Origin of the sequence: Kitasatospora purpeofusca (assembly GCF_042691725.1) — a bacterium.
GTDB classification, from domain to species: Bacteria; Actinomycetota; Actinomycetes; order Streptomycetales; family Streptomycetaceae; genus Kitasatospora; species Kitasatospora purpeofusca_B.
In genome coordinates this window covers 3,263,776-3,283,736 of sequence record NZ_CP170483.1, presented here as the reverse complement: position 1 = coordinate 3,283,736, position 19,961 = coordinate 3,263,776, and the positions used below count along the sequence as shown (strand labels likewise).

Below are 19,961 nucleotides of genomic sequence, written 5' to 3'. Positions count from 1 at the left end.
GTCCTGTGCCGTAGACCAGGACCGCTCGGTATCACCTCGAAGGAGTTGCAGTGGCACTCGCCTCTGACATCAAGAAGCAGATCATCGCCGAGTTCGGCCAGAAGGAGGGCGACACCGGCTCCCCCGAGGTCCAGGTGGCCATGCTCTCCCGCCGCATCTCGGACCTGACCGAGCACCTCAAGTCGCACAAGCACGACCACCACTCGCGCCGCGGCCTGCTGATCCTGGTCGGCCAGCGCCGCCGCCTGCTGCAGTACCTGGCCAAGAAGGACATCGAGCGCTTCCGTACGCTCGTCGACCGCCTGGGCATCCGCCGCGGTGCCGCCGGCGGCGCCCGCTGAGAACGCCGCTCGGGGCGGCTCCCCACACCGGGGAGCCGCCCCTCGCGCGTATGCCGCGGCCGCATGACCGGGGTGCCCGAAGGGGCGTCCGAGCGCAACGACCGGGCATAACAACTCGCGCGCACCTCCCCAGGTGGCCGAGGATTGCACCGTAGGGTTGTGGGCATGCCGGGTGATGGCGCCGCAAGCGCGCCACTCAGGCAGCAGGATCCAACCCCCCGCGGGACGAAGGCTTCAAACGGAAGCCGCCCGCATCCGAGAGAGCGTCCAGACGCGAAACGCCCGTCCGGACCCGGCCGGCCGAGAGGCGCCGGTCCTCGGTAGTGGCCGCCGGAGGCCCCGCAGACCGAAGCGGGGTGCACCGGAGGCTTCGATCGAAGACCGGCCCGACCGTCCAGGGTCAACACGCAGGCGATGCGCGGGGGCGCTCTCCCGGAGACGTACGAAAGAGGAGATCTTCCAGGTGGAAGAGAACGTGTTCTACGCCGAGGCCGTGATCGACAACGGTTCCTTCGGCACCCGCACCATCCGCTTCGAGACCGGCCGCCTGGCCCGTCAGGCCGGCGGCTCCGCCGTCGCCTACCTGGACGACGACACCATGGTGCTGTCGGCCACCAGCGCGTCCAAGCAGCCGAAGGAGCACTTCGACTTCTTCCCGCTGACCGTGGACGTCGAGGAGCGGATGTACGCCGCCGGCCGCATCCCCGGCTCGTTCTTCCGTCGCGAGGGCCGGCCCTCCGAGGACGCGATCCTCACCTGCCGCCTGATCGACCGCCCGCTGCGCCCGTCCTTCGTCAAGGGCCTGCGCAACGAGGTCCAGGTCGTCGTCACCGTGATGGCGCTGAACCCGGACCACCTGTACGACGTGGTGGCCATCAACGCCGCCTCCGCGTCCACCCAGCTGGCCGGCCTGCCGTTCTCCGGCCCGATCGGCGGCGTGCGCGTCGCCCTGATCAACGGCCAGTGGGTCGCCTTCCCGACCCACAGCGAGCTGGAGTCGGCCGTCTTCGACATGGTCGTCGCCGGTCGCGTCCTGCCGGACGGCGACGTCGCGATCATGATGGTCGAGGCCGAGGCCACCGACAAGACCATCAAGCTGGTCGAGGGCGGCGCCGACGCGCCGACCGAGGAGATCGTCGCCTCCGGCCTCGAGGCCGCCAAGCCGTTCATCAAGGTCCTGTGCGCCGCGCAGTCGCAGCTGGCCGCCCAGGCCGCCAAGCCGACCGGCGAGTTCCCGGTCTTCCTGGACTACCAGGACGACGTGCTGGCCGCGCTGACCGCCGCCGTCAAGGACGAGCTGGCCCAGGCCCTCACCATCGCGGGCAAGCAGGAGCGCAACACCGAGCTGGACCGCGTCAAGGCGCTGGCCGCCGAGAAGCTGCTGCCCGAGTTCGAGGGCCGCGAGAAGGAGATCAGCGCCGCCTACAACGCGCTGACCAAGAAGATCGTCCGCGAGCGCGTCATCAAGGACAAGGTCCGCATCGACGGCCGCGGCGTCACCGACATCCGCACCCTGGCCGCCGAGGTCGAGGCCATCCCGCGGGTGCACGGCTCGGCCCTGTTCGAGCGCGGCGAGACCCAGATCCTGGGTGTCACCACGCTGAACATGCTCCGCATGGAGCAGCAGCTGGACACGCTCTCCCCGGAGACCCGCCGCCGCTACATGCACAACTACAACTTCCCGCCGTACTCGGTCGGCGAGACCGGCCGCGTCGGTTCGCCGAAGCGCCGCGAGATCGGCCACGGCGCGCTGGCCGAGCGGGCCATCCTGCCGGTCCTGCCGACCCGCGAGGAGTTCCCGTACGCCATCCGCCAGGTCTCCGAGGCGCTCAGCTCCAACGGCTCCACCTCGATGGGCTCGGTCTGCGCCTCCACCATGTCGCTGCTGAACGCCGGTGTGCCGCTGAAGGCCGCCGTCGCCGGCATCGCCATGGGCCTGATCTCCCAGGAGATCGACGGTGAGACCCACTTCGTGACCCTCACCGACATCCTCGGTGCCGAGGACGCGTACGGCGACATGGACTTCAAGGTCGCCGGTACCCGCAACTTCATCACCGCCCTGCAGCTGGACACCAAGCTCAACGGCATCCCGGCGTCGGTGCTCGCCGCCGCGCTGAAGCAGGCCCGCGACGCCCGCCTGCACATCCTCGACGTGATGAACGAGGCCATCGACTCCCCGGACGAGATGTCCCCGAACGCGCCGCGCATCATCACCATCAAGATCCCGGTGGACAAGATCGGTGAGGTCATCGGCCCCAAGGGCAAGATGATCAACCAGATCCAGGAGGACACCGGCGCCGAGATCACGATCGAGGACGACGGCACCATCTACATCGGTGCCGCCGACGGCCCGGCCGCCGAGGCCGCCCGCACCACGATCAACCAGATCGCCAACCCGACCATGCCGGAGGTCGGCGAGCGCTACCTGGGCACCGTGGTCAAGACCACGACCTTCGGTGCCTTCGTCTCGCTCATGCCGGGCAAGGACGGTCTGCTGCACATCTCGCAGATCCGCAAGCTGGCCGGCGGCAAGCGCGTGGAGAACGTCGAGGACGTCCTCGGCGTCGGCGCCAAGGTGCAGGTCGAGATCGCCGAGATCGACCCGCGCGGCAAGCTCTCGCTGATCCCGGTCGTCGAGGGCGAGGAGAACGCCGAGGCCGCTTCCGAGTGAAGCGCCGCTAGCTGAACCCCGCGGCCCGCACGCCCCCAGCGGCGTGCGGGCCGCACCCTGTTGTTCCCCACGTTCTCCCGACGGACCGCTTTCTACGGAGGTACCCCCGTGGCCCAGGCCTCGGCGGCGAAGCAGCGCCCCGGCACGACCCGGACCCTGCTCAAGGGCGCGGACGGCGCCGGAACCGTGCGTCGCACCGTCCTCCCCGGCGGCCTGCGCGTCGTCACCGAGACCCTGCCGACGGTGCGCTCCGCGACCTTCGGCATCTGGGTCGGCGTCGGCTCGCGGGACGAGATCCCGCAGCTCAACGGCGCCACCCACTACCTGGAGCACCTGCTCTTCAAGGGCACCGAGCGGCGCAGCGCGCTGGACATCTCGGCCGCCCTGGACGCGGTCGGCGGTGAGATGAACGCCTTCACCGCGAAGGAGAACACCTGCTACTACGCGCGGGTGCTCGACACCGACCTGCCGCTGGCCATCGACGTGGTCTGCGACATGCTCACCGGCTCGCTGATCCGCCCCGAGGACGTCGAGGCCGAGCGCGGCGTCATCCTCGAGGAGATGGCGATGGCCGAGGACGACCCGGGCGACGTCGTCCACGACCTCTTCGCCAAGGTGATCTTCGGCAGCGGCCCGCTCGGCCGGCCGATCCTCGGCACCCAGGAGACCATCCGCTCGCTCACCCGCGACCAGATCGCGAACTTCTTCCACCGCCGCTACAAGCCCGAGCACCTGGTCGTCGCCGCGGCCGGCAACCTGGACCACCGCAAGGTCGTCCGGCAGGTCGAGCAGGCCTTCGCGCCGCTGCTCGCCAAGTCCGAGGCCGTCCCCGCCGAGGCCCGGCGCGGCGTCAAGGCGCTGCGCACCGCGGGCCGGGTCGAGGTGCTCAACCGCTCCACCGAGCAGGCCCACCTGGTGCTGGGCGTGCCCGGAGTGCCCCGGCACGACGAGCGCCGCTGGGCGATGGGCGTGCTCAACGCGGCCCTCGGCGGCGGCATGAGCTCCCGGCTGTTCCAGGAGGTCCGCGAGAAGCGCGGCCTGGCGTACTCCGTGTACTCCTACTCCTCCTCCTACGCGGACAGCGGCCTGTTCGGCATCTACGCCGGCTGCCAGCCCAAGCGCGTCGAGGAGGTGCTGCGGATCTGCCGCGACGAGCTCGCCAAGGTGGTCGCCGACGGCATCACCGAGGAGGAACTGCAGCGCGCGATCGGCCAGATCTCCGGCTCCACCGTGCTCGGCATGGAGGACACCGGCTCGCTGATGAACCGCATCGGCAAGGCCGAGCTCAGCTACGGCCACCACCTGTCGGTCGACGACATGCTGGCGCGGATAGCGGCGGTGACCCTGGAGGACGTGCACGAGGTCGCCCGTGATGTGCTGGGGGCGTACCGGCCCTCGCTCGCGCTGATCGGTCCGATCACCGACAAGCGGGCCGCCAAGCTCGCCGACCTGCTGGCCTGAAGGGACTTCCCACCATGACGCTGCGTGTCGCTGTGATCGGCGCCCGGGGCCGGATCGGCTCCGAGGCCGTCAAGGCCGTCGAGGCCGCCCCGGACCTGGAGCTGGTCGCCGCCCTGGGCCGGGAGGCGAAGCTCTCCGAGCTGACCGACGCCGGGGTGCAGGCCGTCGTCGAGCTGACCCACCCCGACTCGGTGATGGGCAACCTCGACTTCTGCCTGCACCACGGCATCCACGTGGTCACCGGCACCACCGGCTGGACCGAGGAGCGCCTGGCCACCGTGCGCGGCTGGCTCGACGAGGCGCCGGACCTGGGCCTGCTGATCGCGCCGAACTTCTCCATCGGCGCCGTCCTCGGCATGAAGTTCGCCCAGACCGCCGCCAAGTACTTCGAGTCGGTCGAGGTCGTCGAGCTGCACCACGACGGCAAGGCGGACGCCCCCAGCGGCACCGCCACCCGCACCGCCCAGCTGATCGCCGCCGCCCGCGCGGAGGCCGGCCGCCCGCCGCAGCAGGACCCGACCACCCACGCCCTGCCCGGCGCCCGCGGCGCCGACGTCGACGGGGTGCCGGTGCACGCGGTGCGGCTGCGCGGCCTGCTCGCCCACCAGCAGGTGATGTTCGGCGACACCGGCGAGACCCTCACCATCCGGCACGACTCGCTGCACCACAGCAGCTTCATGCCGGGCATCCTGCTCGGCGTGCGCAAGGTCGTGGAGACGCCCGGGCTCACCCTGGGCCTCGAACACTTCCTGGACCTGTGAGCCCGGCATGACCTCCCGTACCGGCTTCTTCGTCCTCTCCGGCGTCCTGGCCCTGGTCGCGCTGATCTGCGTCGGTGAGGGCGTCCAGCTCATCGCCACCGGCAAGCCGCTCGGCGTCGGCCTGGGCCTGTGCGCCTTCGTCATCCCGGTCATCGGCATCTGGTTCCTGCGCCAGACGGTCCGCTTCGGCCGGGACAGCGAGCGGCTCGCCCGCGAGCTGGAGGCCGAGGGCGGCCTGCCGGTCGACGAGCTGAAGCGCACCGACGGCGGGCGGATCGACCGCGCCTCGGCGGACGCCGTGTTCGCCCGCCGCAAGGCCGAGGCCGAGGCCGCCCCCGGCGACTGGCGGGTCTTCTTCCGCCTGGCGGTCGCGTACGCCGACGCCGGCGACGTGCCGCGCGCCCGCAAGACCATGCAGCACGCGATCCGGCTGCACCGCACCACCGGCGCCGACGCCACCGCCACGGGTGGCACCGGTACCGACCGACCCGCGAGGAGTAACGCGTGAGCGACGACACGACGGCCCCCCAGTTCCGCAGCGACATCACCGCGGAGCTGGTCCGCAGCGCCGCCGCCGACTCGGACGTCATCTGGGCGGCCCGGGTCTCGACGGCGGGGGAGCAGTCCCTGGAGGCGCTCGAACAGGACCCGGAGAAGTCCAAGGGCCTGATCAACTTCCTGATGCGGGACCGGCACGGCACGCCGTTCGAGCACAACTCGATGACCTTCTTCATCAGTGCGCCGATCTTCGTCTTCCGCGAGTTCCACCGCCACCGCAGCGGCTGGTCGTACAACGAGGAGTCCGGCCGCTACCGCGAGCTGCAGCCGGTCTTCTACGTGCCGGGCGAGGAGCGCAGGCTGGTCCAGCAGGGCCGCCCGGGCCGCTACGAGTTCGTCGAGGGCACGCCCGAGCAGCACCGGACCGTCACCGCCTCGATGGAGGCCGCCTACGGCGAGGCGTACGGGCGCTACCAGGAGATGCTGGAGGCCGGCGTGGCCCGCGAGGTCGCCCGCGCGGTGCTGCCGGTCGGGCTCTACTCGTCGATGTACGCGACCTGCAACGCCCGCTCGCTGATGCACTTCCTGTCGCTGCGCACCAAGCGGGAGAACGCGGCGGTGCCGTCGTTCCCGCAGCGCGAGATCGAGATGGTCGCCGAGCGGATGGAGGAGCAGTGGGCCGAGCTCATGCCGCTCACCCATGCGGCCTTCGAGAAGCACGGCCGGGTCGCCCCCTGACCTGCGGCGACGGGCATCCGGGGAGAGTGTCGGGCATGTCTGGATTGCGGCATTTCTGACCGCTCCCTACGCTCGTGAACACGGATTCCGGTGCTGCTTGAACCCCCGAGCACGCAGCACCGGAATCCCATGTCCCCGCTGTTCGCCGCCGCTTCGCCGCCGTGGCCGTCCGAACCGTGGACCGGCCTGGGTGTCGCCCCACCGCCTACGAGTAGTTTTGGACCCATGGCTCCGACCTCCACCCCCCAGACGCCCTTCGGGCGGGTCCTGACCGCGATGGTGACACCGTTCGCCGCCGACGGCGGCCTCGACCTCGACGGCGCCCAGCGCCTCGCCGCGCACCTCGTCGCCTCCGGCAACGACGGCCTCGTCGTCAACGGCACCACCGGCGAATCCCCGACCACCAGCGACGCCGAGAAGGCCCAGCTCGTCCGCGCCGTGGTGGAGGCGGTCGGCGACCGGGCCCATGTGGTGGCCGGGGTCGGCACCAACGACACGCACCACAGCGTCGAGCTGGCCCGCCAGGCCGAGGCGGCCGGGGCGCACGGCCTGCTGGCGGTCACGCCGTACTACAGCAAGCCCCCGCAGGAGGGCCTGTACCGGCACACCGTGCGGATCGCCGACGCCACCGGGCTGCCGGTCATGCTGTACGACATCCCCGGCCGCGCCGGCGTCGCGCTGAGCCACGAGACGCTGGTCCGGCTCGGCGAGCACCCGCGGATCGTCGCCAACAAGGACGCGAAGGGCGACCTCGGCGCCGCCGCCTGGGCGATCGCCCGGTCCGACCTCGCCTGGTACTCCGGCGACGACATCCTCAACCTGCCGTTGCTGTCGGTCGGAGCCGTCGGTGTCGTCAGCGTGGTCGGCCACGTGGTCGCCGGCGAGCTGCGGGCCATGGTCGAGGCCTACCTGGCCGGCGATGTGGCCAAGGCCACGGCCGTCCACCAGCGCCTGCTGCCGGTCTTCACCGGTATCTTCCGCACCCAGGGCGTGATCCTCACCAAGGCCGCGCTGGACCTCCAGGGCCTGCCCGCCGGCCCGCTTCGACTGCCCCTGGTCGGCGCGACCCCCGAGGAGATCGCGCAACTGAAGAAGGATCTCGCCGACGGCGGGGTAGACCTGTAACAGACACAGACGTGCGCGCCCCGGCTCGCCGGACCTCCACGGGTCCGCCGCTGGACCGGACCGAAGGCGCGAGAGCACAGACCTGGTAGGAAAACCGACACGGAGAACGCACGCCATATGTCTCGCGGGGGAGGACCCCGGACATATGGCGTGCGTCGTGAGGAGAGTCTTTTGAGCCACCCGCATCCCGAACTCGGCGCGCCGCCGGCCCTCAAGGCGGGCGCCCTGCGCATCACCCCGCTCGGCGGTCTCGGCGAGATCGGCCGCAACATGACGGTCTTCGAATACGGGGACCGCATTCTCATCGTCGACTGCGGCGTCCTCTTCCCCGAGGACGAGCAGCCCGGCGTCGACCTGATCCTCCCGGACTTCACCTACATCCGGGACCGCCTCGACAAGATCGACGGCATCGTCCTCACGCACGGCCACGAGGACCACATCGGCGCCGTCCCGTACCTGCTCCGGGAGAACCCGGACATCCCGCTGATCGGGTCGAAGCTCACCCTCGCGCTGATCGAGGCCAAGCTCGCCGAGCACCGTCTCCGCCCGTACGTGCTGGAGGTCTCCGAGGGCGACCGCGAGCGGATCGGCCCCTTCGACTGCCAGTTCATCGCGGTCAACCACTCCATCCCGGACGCGCTGGCCGTCGCCGTGCGCACCCCCGCCGGCATGGTCGTCGCCACCGGCGACTTCAAGATGGACCAGTTGCCGCTCGACGGCCGTCTCACCGACCTGCCGACCTTCGCCAAGCTGGCGGAGGAGGGCATGGACCTGCTGCTGGTGGACTCCACCAACGCCGAGGTCCCCGGCTTCATCCCGCACGAGCGGGACATCTCGGCCGCGCTGCGAAACGTTTTCGCGAACGCCGACAAGCGCATCATCGTGGCCTCGTTCGCGAGCCACGTGCACCGCATCCAGCAGGTGCTGGACGCCGCGCACGAGTACAAGCGCAAGGTCGCGTTCGTCGGCCGCTCGATGGTCCGCAACATGGGGATCGCCCGCGACCTCGGGTACCTGAAGGTCCCCGGCAACATGGTCGTCGACGTCAAGCAGCTGGACGACCTGCCGGACAAGGAGGTCGTGCTGATCTGCACCGGCTCGCAGGGCGAGCCGATGGCCGCGCTGTCCCGGATGGCCAACCGCGACCACCAGATCCGCATCGTCGAGGGCGACACCGTCGTCCTGGCGTCCTCGCTCATCCCGGGCAACGAGAACGCCGTGTACCGGGTCATCAACGGCCTGACCCGCTGGGGCGCCAAGGTCGTGCACAAGGGCAACGCCAAGGTGCACGTCTCCGGCCACGCCTCGGCCGGCGAGCTGCTGTACTTCTTCAACATCTGCAAGCCGCGCAACCTCATGCCGGTGCACGGCGAGTGGCGCCACCTGCGGGCCGCGGCCGACCTCGGCATCGCCACCGGCGTCCCGCGCAACCGCGTGGTCATCGCGGAGGACGGCGTCTGCGTCGACCTGGAGGGCGGCGTCGCCCGCATCGTCGGCAAGGTGCAGGCCGGTTACGTCTACGTCGACGGCTCCTCGGTCGGCGACATCACCGAGGCCTCGCTCAAGGACCGCAGGATCCTCGGCGAGGAGGGCTTCATCTCCTGCTTCGTGGTGGTCGACTCCACCAACGGCAAGATCGTCGGCGGCCCGAGCATCCAGGCCCGCGGCTCCGGCATCGACGACGCCGCGTTCGTCCCGGTCGCGGCCCGGCTGCAGGAGGCGCTCGACCGCTCGGCGAGTGACGGCGTCCTGGAGATCCGCCAGGTCCAGCAGCTCGTCCGCCGGACCATCGGCAAGTGGGTGGCCGACAACTACCGCCGTCGCCCGATGATCCTCCCGGTCGTCGTCGAGGTGTGAGCCTCCCCGGCCTGATTTGACGTGGGGCAGCCCGGTGCGTAATGTTCTCCGGGTTGCCCCACGGGACGGCCCCCAGTCGAAGTTCTCGAACGAAATTCGAGAACGGAGCGGGAAAACGGCCCGAGAAACTCTGATAGAGTTCGGGAGCGCCGAAAGGCCAAAGCAAATCGGATGAAAGAAACTCCGGAAAGCGGAGCGGAAAACATCTGATAAGCTGGAAACACGAAAGAACGAAGCGCCCGGAGGGCCGGTGTGAAAGCCGCCTGATGGAAGCGTCCGTTCCTTGAGAACTCAACAGCGTGCCAAAAGTCAACGCCAGATATGTTGACATCCCCGGCCTCGGACTTGTTTCGGGGTTGGAGATTCCTTTTGAAATAACACTAGCGAGGACGCAGTGCGCGGGGCCGCCTAATTCCGGTGGTTGCCGTGCCGCTCAACGCGGGTGTGAGCCCGATTACGGGTAATCATTCACGGAGAGTTTGATCCTGGCTCAGGACGAACGCTGGCGGCGTGCTTAACACATGCAAGTCGAACGGTGAAGCCCTTCGGGGTGGATCAGTGGCGAACGGGTGAGTAACACGTGGGCAATCTGCCCTGCACTCTGGGACAAGCCCTGGAAACGGGGTCTAATACCGGATATGACCTGGGACCGCATGGTCCTGGGTGTAAAGCTCCGGCGGTGCAGGATGAGCCCGCGGCCTATCAGCTTGTTGGTGGGGTAATGGCCTACCAAGGCGACGACGGGTAGCCGGCTCGAGAGGGCGACCGGCCACACTGGGACTGAGACACGGCCCAGACTCCTACGGGAGGCAGCAGTGGGGAATATTGCACAATGGGCGAAAGCCTGATGCAGCGACGCCGCGTGAGGGATGACGGCCTTCGGGTTGTAAACCTCTTTCAGCAGGGAAGAAGCGCAAGTGACGGTACCTGCAGAAGAAGCACCGGCTAACTACGTGCCAGCAGCCGCGGTAATACGTAGGGTGCGAGCGTTGTCCGGAATTATTGGGCGTAAAGAGCTCGTAGGCGGCCTGTCGCGTCGGATGTGAAAGCCCGGGGCTTAACCCCGGGTCTGCATTCGATACGGGCAGGCTAGAGTGTGGTAGGGGAGATCGGAATTCCTGGTGTAGCGGTGAAATGCGCAGATATCAGGAGGAACACCGGTGGCGAAGGCGGATCTCTGGGCCATTACTGACGCTGAGGAGCGAAAGCGTGGGGAGCGAACAGGATTAGATACCCTGGTAGTCCACGCCGTAAACGTTGGGAACTAGGTGTTGGCGACATTCCACGTCGTCGGTGCCGCAGCTAACGCATTAAGTTCCCCGCCTGGGGAGTACGGCCGCAAGGCTAAAACTCAAAGGAATTGACGGGGACCGCACAAGCAGCGGAGCATGTGGCTTAATTCGACGCAACGCGAAGAACCTTACCAAGGCTTGACATATACCGGAAACGGCTAGAGATAGTCGCCCCCTTGTGGTCGGTATACAGGTGGTGCATGGTTGTCGTCAGCTCGTGTCGTGAGATGTTGGGTTAAGTCCCGCAACGAGCGCAACCCTTGTTCTGTGTTGCCAGCATGCCTTTCGGGGTGATGGGGACTCACAGGAGACTGCCGGGGTCAACTCGGAGGAAGGTGGGGACGACGTCAAATCATCATGCCCCTTATGTCTTGGGCTGCACACGTGCTACAATGGTCGGTACAAAGGGCTGCGATGCCGTGAGGCGGAGCGAATCCCAAAAAGCCGGCCTCAGTTCGGATTGGGGTCTGCAACTCGACCCCATGAAGTTGGAGTTGCTAGTAATCGCAGATCAGCATGCTGCGGTGAATACGTTCCCGGGCCTTGTACACACCGCCCGTCACGTCACGAAAGTCGGTAACACCCGAAGCCGGTGGCCTAACCCGTAAGGGGAGGAGCCGTCGAAGGTGGGACCAGCGATTGGGACGAAGTCGTAACAAGGTAGCCGTACCGGAAGGTGCGGCTGGATCACCTCCTTTCTAAGGAGCAATATGCCGCTTGCAGGCGAATGTCCTGCACGGTTGCTCACGGGTGGAACGTTGACTATTCGGCACACAGGATCGGCTTTCGCTAGTACTGCTTCGGCGTGGAACGCGGTTGATCGATTCTGGGTGTCGGGCACGTTGTTGGGTCCTGAGGGAACGGAAACGTACCTCAGTGATGCCGGTCCCATGCTTGTTGAGGTGGGTGTCTGGTCGTTGTTTGAGAACTGCACAGTGGACGCGAGCATCTGTGGCCAAGTTTTTAAGGGCGCACGGTGGATGCCTTGGCACCAGGAACCGATGAAGGACGTGGGAGGCCACGATAGTCCCCGGGGAGCCGTCAACCAGGCTTTGATCCGGGGGTTTCCGAATGGGGAAACCCGGCAGTCGTCATGGGCTGTCACCCACTGCTGAACACATAGGCAGTGTGGAGGGAACGCGGGGAAGTGAAACATCTCAGTACCCGCAGGAAGAGAAAACAACCGTGATTCCGGGAGTAGTGGCGAGCGAAACCGGATGAGGCTAAACCATGAGCGTGTGAGACCCGGCAGGGGTTGCGCTGATGGGGTCGTGGGATTTTTCTTGACCGGTCTGCCGGCCGGTCGGCGAGTCAGAAACCGTATGGATAGTCGAAGGACATGCGAAAGGTCCGGCGTAGAGGGTAAGACCCCCGTAGGCGAAATCTGTACGGCTCGTTTGAAGAACTCCCAAGTAGCACGGGGCCGAGAAATCCCGTGTGAATCTGGCGGGACCACCCGCTAAGCCTAAATATTCCCTGGTGACCGATAGCGGATAGTACCGTGAGGGAATGGTGAAAAGTACCGCGGGAGCGGAGTGAAATAGTACCTGAAACCGTGTGCCTACAAGCCGTGGGAGCGTCGTTGTGGTCTTTGGACCATGGCCGTGACTGCGTGCCTTTTGAAGAATGAGCCTGCGAGTTTGCGGTGTGTAGCGAGGTTAACCCGTGTGGGGTAGCCGTAGCGAAAGCGAGTCCGAATAGGGCGTTTGAGTTGCATGCCCAAGACCCGAAGCGGAGTGATCTAGCCATGGGCAGGTTGAAGCGGAGGTAAGACTTCGTGGAGGACCGAACCCACCAGGGTTGAAAACCTGGGGGATGACCTGTGGTTAGGGGTGAAAGGCCAATCAAACTCCGTGATAGCTGGTTCTCCCCGAAATGCATTTAGGTGCAGCGTCACGTGTTTCTTGCCGGAGGTAGAGCACTGGATAGGCGATGGGCCTCACCGGGTTACTGACCTTAGCCAAACTCCGAATGCCGGTAAGTGAGAGCGTGGCAGTGAGACTGTGGGGGATAAGCTCCATGGTCGAGAGGGAAACAGCCCAGAACACCGACTAAGGTCCCTAAGCGTGTGCTAAGTGGGAAAGGATGTGGAGTCGCAGAGACAACCAGGAGGTTGGCTTAGAAGCAGCCACCCTTGAAAGAGTGCGTAATAGCTCACTGGTCAAGTGATTCCGCGCCGACAATGTAGCGGGGCTCAAGCACATCACCGAAGTCGTGTCATTGCAGCATGAAGGGCCAACGCCTGCTGTGATGGGTAGGGGAGCGTCGTGTGCCGGGTGAAGCGGCGGTGGAAACCAGTCGTGGACGGTATACGAGTGAGAATGCAGGCATGAGTAGCGATACAAGAGTGGGAAACTCTTGCGCCGATTGACCAAGGGTTCCTGGGTCAAGCTGATCTGCCCAGGGTAAGTCGGGACCTAAGGCGAGGCCGACAGGCGTAGTCGATGGACAACGGGTTGATATTCCCGTACCCGCTTTGAAGCGCCAACGCTGAACCGAGTGATGCTAAGCCCGTGAAACCGGCCCGGAGTCTTCGGACAAAGGGACGTGGTGGAGCCGGCGATCCAACCTCGTATTAGGTGAGCGATGGGGTGACGCAGGAAGGTAGTCCAGCCCGGGCGGTGGTTGTCCCGGGGTAAGGGTGTAGGCCGTGAGGTAGGCAAATCCGCCTCACATTAAGGCTGAGACCTGATGCCGAGCCGATTGTGGTGAAGTGGATGATCCTATGCTGTCGAGAAAAGCCTCTAGCGAGTTTCATGGCGGCCCGTACCCCAAACCGACTCAGGTGGTCAGGTAGAGAATACCGAGGCGTTCGGGTGAACTATGGTTAAGGAACTCGGCAAAATGCCCCCGTAACTTCGGGAGAAGGGGGGCCATTCCTGGTGACGAGTCTTGCACTCCGAGCTGGGGGTGGCCGCAGAGACCAGCGAGAAGCGACTGTTTACTAAAAACACAGGTCCGTGCGAAGCCGTAAGGCGATGTATACGGACTGACGCCTGCCCGGTGCTGGAACGTTAAGGGGACCGGTTAGCTCCATTTCGGTGGGGCGAAGCTGAGAACTTAAGCGCCAGTAAACGGCGGTGGTAACTATAACCATCCTAAGGTAGCGAAATTCCTTGTCGGGTAAGTTCCGACCTGCACGAATGGCGTAACGACTTCTCGACTGTCTCAACCATAGGCCCGGTGAAATTGCATTACGAGTAAAGATGCTCGTTTCGCGCAGCAGGACGGAAAGACCCCGGGACCTTTACTATAGCTTGATATTGGTGTTCGGTTCGGCTTGTGTAGGATAGGTGGGAGACTTTGAAGCCGTGACGCCAGTCATGGTGGAGTCGTCGTTGAAATACCACTCTGGTCGTGCTGGATGTCTAACCTGGGTCCGTGATCCGGATCAGGGACAGTGTCTGGTGGGTAGTTTAACTGGGGCGGTTGCCTCCTAAAGAGTAACGGAGGCGCCCAAAGGTTCCCTCAGCCTGGTTGGCAATCAGGTGTTGAGTGTAAGTGCACAAGGGAGCTTGACTGTGAGACTGACGGGTCGAGCAGGTACGAAAGTAGGGACTAGTGATCCGGCGGTGGCTTGTGGAAGCGCCGTCGCTCAACGGATAAAAGGTACCCCGGGGATAACAGGCTGATCTTCCCCAAGAGTCCATATCGACGGGATGGTTTGGCACCTCGATGTCGGCTCGTCGCATCCTGGGGCTGGAGTAGGTCCCAAGGGTTGGGCTGTTCGCCCATTAAAGCGGTACGCGAGCTGGGTTTAGAACGTCGTGAGACAGTTCGGTCCCTATCCGCTGTGCGCGTAGGAGTGTTGAGAAGGGCTGTCCCTAGTACGAGAGGACCGGGACGGACGAACCTCTGGTGTGCCAGTTGTTCTGCCAAGGGCATGGCTGGTTGGCTACGTTCGGGAGGGATAACCGCTGAAAGCATCTAAGCGGGAAGCCTGCTTCGAGATGAGCACTCCCACCTCCTTGAGAGGGTAAGGCTCCCAGTAGACGACTGGGTTGATAGGCCGGATATGGAAGCCCTGTGAGGGGTGGAGTTGACCGGTACTAATAGGCCGAGGGCTTGTCCTCAGTTGCTCGCGTCCACTGTGTTGTTCTGAAACAACGACCCCCACACGTCTGGTCATGGTGTGGGTGCGGTTGACAGTTTCATAGTGTTTCGGTGGTCATAGCGTGAGGGAAACGCCCGGTTACATTCCGAACCCGGAAGCTAAGCCTTACAGCGCCGATGGTACTGCAGGGGGGACCCTGTGGGAGAGTAGGACGCCGCCGAACAAATTTTGAGAAGAACCCCCGCCGGAATTCCGGCGGGGGTTCTTTGTTTTTCCGGCCAGGCCTGGCCTGGCCTGGCCAAGCCGGTCGGCAGCTCGGCAGCGTCGATCGATGCGGCCGGCGAGCCCCGTCAGCCCTCGCCAAGCCCATCAAAATGGCGCTAAAACTCCCAGGTCAGGGCCCAGATCACTGGCAAACTCGCGCCTGCGCCGTAGTCTCGAAGGCGAAGGGAACTGGTGTCCGGGATGGCCGCCAGGCGGGGCCGGATCAAGAATGGTGCACATGGGACGCGGCAGGCTGCGGATCTACCTCGGGGCGGCACCCGGGGTCGGTAAGACGTACGCCATGCTCGCGGAGGCGCACCGGCGCTCGGAGCGGGGGACCGATGTCGCGGTGGCGTTCGTCGAGGACCACGGGCGGCGGCACACGGCCGAGCAGGTCACCGGTCTCGAACTGGTGCCGCGGCGGGAGCTGACGCACCGCGGGGCGGTGTTCACGGAGATGGACCTGGACGCGGTGCTGGCGCGCCGGCCGCAGGTGGCGCTGGTGGACGAGCTGGCGCACACCAATGTGCCGGGGTGCCGCAACGAGAAGCGGTGGCAGGACGTCGAGGAGCTGCTCGCGGCCGGGATCGATGTCATCTCGACGGTGAACATCCAGCACCTGGAGTCGCTCGGCGACGTGGTCGAGGGCATCACGGGCGTGCGGCAGCGGGAGACGGTGCCGGACGAGGTGGTCCGCCGGGCCGACCAGATCGAGCTCGTCGACATGTCGCCGCAGGCGCTGCGGCGCCGGCTGGCGCACGGCAACGTGTACGCGCCGGAGAAGATCGACGCGGCGCTCGCCCACTACTTCCGGCCGGGCAACCTGACGGCGCTGCGCGAGCTGGCGCTGCTGTGGACGGCCGACCGGGTCGACGAGTACCTGCAGAAGTACCGGGCCGAGCAGGGCATCAAGGGGATCTGGCAGGCGCGTGAGCGGATCGTGGTCGGGCTGACGGGCGGGCCGGAGGGCGCGACGCTGATCCGCCGGGCGGCCCGGATCGCGGCCCGCGGCTCGGGCGGCGAGCTGCTGGCCGTGCACATCTCCCGCTCGGACGGGCTGGCCGGTTCGGGCTCGGGGTCCTCTCAGGCGCTGATCGAGCAGCGGGCGCTGGTGGAGAGCCTGGGCGGTTCCTACCACGCGGTGCTGGGCGACGATCCGGCCGCCGGGCTGCTGGACTTCGCGCGGGGTGTGAACGCGACGCAGATCGTGCTCGGCACCAGTCGCCGGCCGGCCTGGCAGTACGTCTACGGCCCGGGTGTGAGCGGCACGGTGACCCGTGAATCGGGCGACATCGACGTGCACATCGTCACGCACGAGCACGCCGCGAAGGGGCGCGGGCGGATCCCGATCCGCAAGGTGACCGATCTGGGCCGGACGCGGACGATCGCGGGCTGGCTGATCGGGGTGGCGGGACCGCCGCTGCTGGCGCTGGTGCTCACCCACGTCCACGGCCTGGGCCTGACCACGGACATGATGCTGTTCCTGTCGCTGACGGTGTGTGCGGCGCTGGTGGGCGGGCTGTTCCCGGCGATCGCCTCGGCGCTGGTCGGGTCCTCGGCGCTCAACTACTACTTCGCGCCGCCGATCCACACCTTCACCATCTCCGAGCCGCAGAACATCATGGCGGTGGCGATATTCACCGCGGTCGGCATGGCCGTGGCCTCGGTCGTCGACCTGGCGGCCCGGCGCACCCACCAGGCGGCCCGCAGCCAGACCGAGGCGCAGACGCTGAGTGCGCTGGCCGGCACGGTGCTGCGCGGGTCGCCGAACGGGGACGGCGTGCTGACCGCGCTGCTGGAGCAGGTCCGGGAGACCTTCCAGCAGGAGTCGGTGGCCCTGCTGGAGCGGCCGGACCGGTCCGGTGCGTGGCAGGCGGTGGCGACGGCGGGCCCGCGTCCGCCGGAGCGGCCGGAGACGGCCGACGTGGACGTGCCGATCGGGGAGACGCTGGCGCTGGTGCTGCGTGGCCGGGTGCTGCCGGGCGAGGACCGCCGGCTGCTCGGGGCCTTCGCCGCGCAGGCCGCCGTGGTGCTGGAGCGCCGACGGCTGGCGGGGGAGGCGGCGGCCGCCCGGCGGGAGGCCGAGGGGAACCGGATCCGGACCGCGCTGCTGGCGGCCGTCTCGCACGATCTGCGCACGCCCCTCGCGGGGATCAAGGCCTCGGTGAGCTCGCTCCGCTCGGCGGACGTGGAGTGGGACGAGGAGGACGAGGCGGAGCTGCTGGCGGGGATCGAGGCGGGTGCCGACCGGCTCGACCACCTGATCAACAATCTGCTCGACATGAGCCGGCTGCAGACCGGAACGGTCACGCCGCTGATCCAGGAGACCGACCTGGACGAGGTGGTGCCGTTCGCGCTGGGCGGGGTGCCGCCGGAGGCGGTCCGGCTGGACGTGCCGGAGACCCTGCCGATGGTCCGGGCCGACGGAGGGCTGCTGGAGCGGTCGCTGGCCAATCTGATCGAGAACGCCGTCAAGTACAGCCCGGACGGGACGAAGGTGCTGGTCAAGGCGGACGCGCTGGAGCCGGCGGACGGGCCGGGCCGGGTGGAGCTGCGGATCGTGGACCGGGGGCCGGGGGTGCCGGAGGACGCCAAGGAGCGGATCTTCGCGCCGTTCCAGCGGTACGGGGACGCGCCGCGCGGTGCCGGGGTGGGGCTCGGGCTCGCGGTGGCGCGCGGCTTCGTCGAGGCGATGGACGGCACGGTGTCCGCCGAGGACACGCCGGGCGGCGGGCTGACCATGGTCGTCACCCTGCCGTCCGTCGAGCGCCGTCCGGAGCCCGACGCGCTCGACCCCGACGGGCCGGCCCGCGCCGCACCGGAGTCCGGCGAGCCGCAGCTCGCCCCGCCGCCAGGATGATCACCGCTGTCCTGCGATGACCGTTGAACGACCACTTCCGATCCGACCGACAGCCCTGAAAGGCGGAGCCCGTATGACCCGGGTCCTCGTCGTGGACGACGAACCGCAGATCGTCCGCGCGCTGGTGATCAACCTCAAGGCCCGCAAGTACGAGGTCGACGCGGCGCATGACGGCGCGAGCGCCCTGGAACTCGCCGCCGCCCGCCATCCCGACGTCGTCGTGCTCGACCTCGGTCTGCCCGACATGGACGGGGTCGAGGTGATCAAGGGCCTGCGGGGCTGGACCCGGGTGCCGATCATCGTGCTCTCCGCCCGGCACGCCTCCGACGAGAAGGTCGAGGCGCTGGACGCCGGCGCCGACGACTACGTCACCAAGCCGTTCGGCATGGACGAGCTGCTGGCCCGGATGCGCGCCGCCGTCCGCCGGGCCGAGCCGGTCGCCGGGGAGGACGGCTCGGTGGTGGTCACCGACAGCTTCACCGTCGACCTGGCGGCGAAGAAGGTGAACCGGGACGGCACCGACATCCGCCTTACCCCGACCGAGTGGCATCTGCTGGAGGTGCTGGTCCGCAACGCGGGCCGGCTGGTCAGCCAGACCCAGCTGCTCCAGGAGGTCTGGGGCCCGGCCTACCGGACCGAGACGAACTACCTGCGCGTCTACCTCGCCCAGCTGCGGCGCAAGCTCGAACAGGACCCCTCCCACCCGCGGCACTTCATCACCGAGCCGGGCATGGGCTACCGCTTCGAGGGGTGAGCGGGCGGGCCGGCCCCGATGCCCCGGCGGCCCTCCGGGAGTGCCCGCGGGGAGCCCGGGCGGCTTGCGCGGCCTGCCGCCGGGGCCCTTGGAACCGGTACCCTTCCGGCATGAGTGGTGACAACAGCAGCGGGCCGCCGCAGGGGCGCCTGCGCCGCATGCTCAGCCGGCTGACCTCCTCCACGGAGGAGTTGGAGGCCGAGGAGCTGCGCCAGGAGAGCGCCGCGGAGTCGGGCTGTACCCCGATCGCCAGCTGCGGGGACCGGCAACTGGTGACCGTCGCCGGCACCCTGCGCACCGTGACGCTCCGCCCGCGGGCCGGTGTCCCGGCCCTGGAGGCGGAACTCTTCGACGGCACCGAGGCGCTGGACGTGGTCTGGCTCGGGCGCCGCTCCATCGCGGGCATCGAGCCGGGGCGCCGTCTGGTCGCCAGCGGCCGGATCAGCCACGCGCGCGGCCGCCGGGTGCTGTTCAACCCCCGCTACGAGCTGCGTCCGGTCGGACACGGGAGCGAATGAGCGTGAGCAACCAGCCCGGCGGCGAGCCCGCCGCCCAGCTCGGCCTGGTGAAGATCGCCCACGACGAGGAGGCGGCCCGGCAGGCGCAGGCCTCCCGCGAGGCCGCCGACACCGTGATGAAGGCGTTCGGCGGTGTCCGGGGCATGATCGACATGACCCTGCCCGGCCTGGTCTTCATCGTCACCTACAACATCACCCACAAGGTGCCGGCGGCCGCCTGGGCGGCGCTGGGCCTGAGCGCGCTGTTCGTGGTGGCGCGGCTGCTGAAGCGGGAGACCGTCCAGCACGCCTTCAGCGGGGTGTTCGGCGTGGCCATCGGCGCCTGGATCTCGATGAAGACCGGCAAGGCGGAGAACTTCTACCTGCCGGGCCTGCTGTGGAACGTCGGCTACTGCGTGGGCCTGGCGGTCTCGGCGCTGGTGCGCTGGCCGCTGATCGGCATCATGCTCGGCCCGGTGACCGGCGAGATGTTCACCTGGCGCAAGCAGAACCCGGGCCGGCTGGCCGCCTACACCAAGGCCACCTGGGCGTGGGTGCTGATCATGGGCATCAAGCCGCTGATCCTCTTCCCGCTGTACTTCACCCACAACGTGAACCTGCTGGGCTGGCTCAAGATCGCCCTGGGCATCCCGCCGCTGCTGCTGGCGATGTACGTGACCTGGCAGATCCTGCTGAAGGCGCCGCCGCCGATCAAGGCGCAGCTGGACGACGAGCCGGCGCAGGAGCACCCCGCCGGCGGGCCGTCCGCCGGCGGCTAGCAGGACCGG

Annotated in this window: 12 protein-coding genes and 3 rRNA genes; all 15 read left to right on the top strand. The window is 67.5% G+C overall.

The features are described from left to right. Positions 1 to 50: 50 nt before the first annotated feature. The gene (rpsO, locus tag ACFCLZ_RS13730; protein ID WP_380285182.1) at positions 51 to 341 is read left to right on the top strand and encodes a 30S ribosomal protein S15; all 291 of its coding nucleotides are present in this window, start codon (positions 51 to 53) and stop codon (positions 339 to 341) included. A 463-nt stretch (positions 342 to 804) separates the two neighbouring features. Continuing rightward, entirely contained in the window at positions 805 to 3,012 is a 2,208-nt protein-coding gene (locus tag ACFCLZ_RS13725) for a polyribonucleotide nucleotidyltransferase (RefSeq protein WP_380285181.1), read from the top strand. A gap of 108 nt (positions 3,013 to 3,120) precedes the next feature. Beyond that, on the top strand, positions 3,121 to 4,473 hold the full coding sequence (locus ACFCLZ_RS13720) for a M16 family metallopeptidase (RefSeq protein WP_380285180.1): 1,353 nt from the start codon (positions 3,121 to 3,123) through the stop codon (positions 4,471 to 4,473). A gap of 14 nt (positions 4,474 to 4,487) precedes the next feature. Then, positions 4,488 to 5,234 carry a 4-hydroxy-tetrahydrodipicolinate reductase gene (gene dapB / locus ACFCLZ_RS13715; RefSeq protein WP_380285179.1) on the top strand — a complete coding sequence of 249 codons (747 nt, stop codon included), beginning with the start codon at positions 4,488 to 4,490 and terminating at the stop codon, positions 5,232 to 5,234. A 7-nt stretch (positions 5,235 to 5,241) separates the two neighbouring features. Next, positions 5,242 to 5,742 carry a hypothetical protein gene (locus ACFCLZ_RS13710; protein ID WP_380285178.1) on the top strand — a complete coding sequence of 167 codons (501 nt, stop codon included), beginning with the start codon at positions 5,242 to 5,244 and terminating at the stop codon, positions 5,740 to 5,742. After that, positions 5,739 to 6,470, top strand: a complete 732-nt coding sequence (gene thyX, locus ACFCLZ_RS13705; RefSeq protein ID WP_380285177.1) for an FAD-dependent thymidylate synthase — start codon at positions 5,739 to 5,741, stop codon at positions 6,468 to 6,470. The genes ACFCLZ_RS13710 and thyX overlap by 4 nt, the downstream gene beginning before the upstream one ends. A gap of 225 nt (positions 6,471 to 6,695) precedes the next feature. Next, positions 6,696 to 7,595: a 4-hydroxy-tetrahydrodipicolinate synthase gene (dapA, locus tag ACFCLZ_RS13700; protein WP_380285176.1), complete on the top strand. Its 900-nt coding sequence runs from the start codon at positions 6,696 to 6,698 to the stop codon at positions 7,593 to 7,595. Between the two features lie 171 nt (positions 7,596 to 7,766). Beyond that, positions 7,767 to 9,452: a ribonuclease J gene (locus ACFCLZ_RS13695; protein WP_380285175.1), complete on the top strand. Its 1,686-nt coding sequence runs from the start codon at positions 7,767 to 7,769 to the stop codon at positions 9,450 to 9,452. Between the two features lie 467 nt (positions 9,453 to 9,919). Continuing rightward, positions 9,920 to 11,442 (top strand): 16S ribosomal RNA (locus tag ACFCLZ_RS13690). A gap of 255 nt (positions 11,443 to 11,697) precedes the next feature. After that, positions 11,698 to 14,817 (top strand): 23S ribosomal RNA (locus ACFCLZ_RS13685). An 87-nt stretch (positions 14,818 to 14,904) separates the two neighbouring features. Further along, positions 14,905 to 15,021: ribosomal RNA gene (rrf, locus tag ACFCLZ_RS13680) — 5S ribosomal RNA — on the top strand. Together the 16S, 23S and 5S rRNA genes form the textbook arrangement of a ribosomal RNA operon. A gap of 279 nt (positions 15,022 to 15,300) precedes the next feature. Continuing rightward, positions 15,301 to 17,922 (top strand): ATP-binding protein, encoded by a 2,622-nt coding sequence (locus ACFCLZ_RS13675; RefSeq protein WP_380285174.1) that lies wholly within the window; start codon positions 15,301 to 15,303, stop codon positions 17,920 to 17,922. Between the two features lie 73 nt (positions 17,923 to 17,995). Next, positions 17,996 to 18,676 carry a response regulator gene (locus tag ACFCLZ_RS13670; protein ID WP_380285173.1) on the top strand — a complete coding sequence of 227 codons (681 nt, stop codon included), beginning with the start codon at positions 17,996 to 17,998 and terminating at the stop codon, positions 18,674 to 18,676. A 110-nt stretch (positions 18,677 to 18,786) separates the two neighbouring features. Continuing rightward, the gene (locus ACFCLZ_RS13665; RefSeq protein WP_380285172.1) at positions 18,787 to 19,194 is read left to right on the top strand and encodes an OB-fold nucleic acid binding domain-containing protein; all 408 of its coding nucleotides are present in this window, start codon (positions 18,787 to 18,789) and stop codon (positions 19,192 to 19,194) included. Then, positions 19,191 to 19,952, top strand: a complete 762-nt coding sequence (locus tag ACFCLZ_RS13660) for a DUF3159 domain-containing protein (RefSeq protein WP_380285171.1) — start codon at positions 19,191 to 19,193, stop codon at positions 19,950 to 19,952. Before ACFCLZ_RS13665 ends, ACFCLZ_RS13660 begins: the two co-directional genes overlap by 4 nt. Positions 19,953 to 19,961 lie beyond the last annotated feature (9 nt).

Coding starts and splice junctions, on each gene's coding strand:
- ACFCLZ_RS13665 (WP_380285172.1), top strand. CDS start 18,787: ATGAGTGGTGACAACAGCAGCGGGCCGCCGCAGGGGCGCCTGCGCCGC.
- ACFCLZ_RS13710 (WP_380285178.1), top strand. CDS start 5,242: ATGACCTCCCGTACCGGCTTCTTCGTCCTCTCCGGCGTCCTGGCCCTG.
- ACFCLZ_RS13675 (WP_380285174.1), top strand. CDS start 15,301: ATGGGACGCGGCAGGCTGCGGATCTACCTCGGGGCGGCACCCGGGGTC.
- ACFCLZ_RS13670 (WP_380285173.1), top strand. CDS start 17,996: ATGACCCGGGTCCTCGTCGTGGACGACGAACCGCAGATCGTCCGCGCG.
- dapA (WP_380285176.1), top strand. CDS start 6,696: ATGGCTCCGACCTCCACCCCCCAGACGCCCTTCGGGCGGGTCCTGACC.
- ACFCLZ_RS13660 (WP_380285171.1), top strand. CDS start 19,191: ATGAGCGTGAGCAACCAGCCCGGCGGCGAGCCCGCCGCCCAGCTCGGC.
- dapB (WP_380285179.1), top strand. CDS start 4,488: ATGACGCTGCGTGTCGCTGTGATCGGCGCCCGGGGCCGGATCGGCTCC.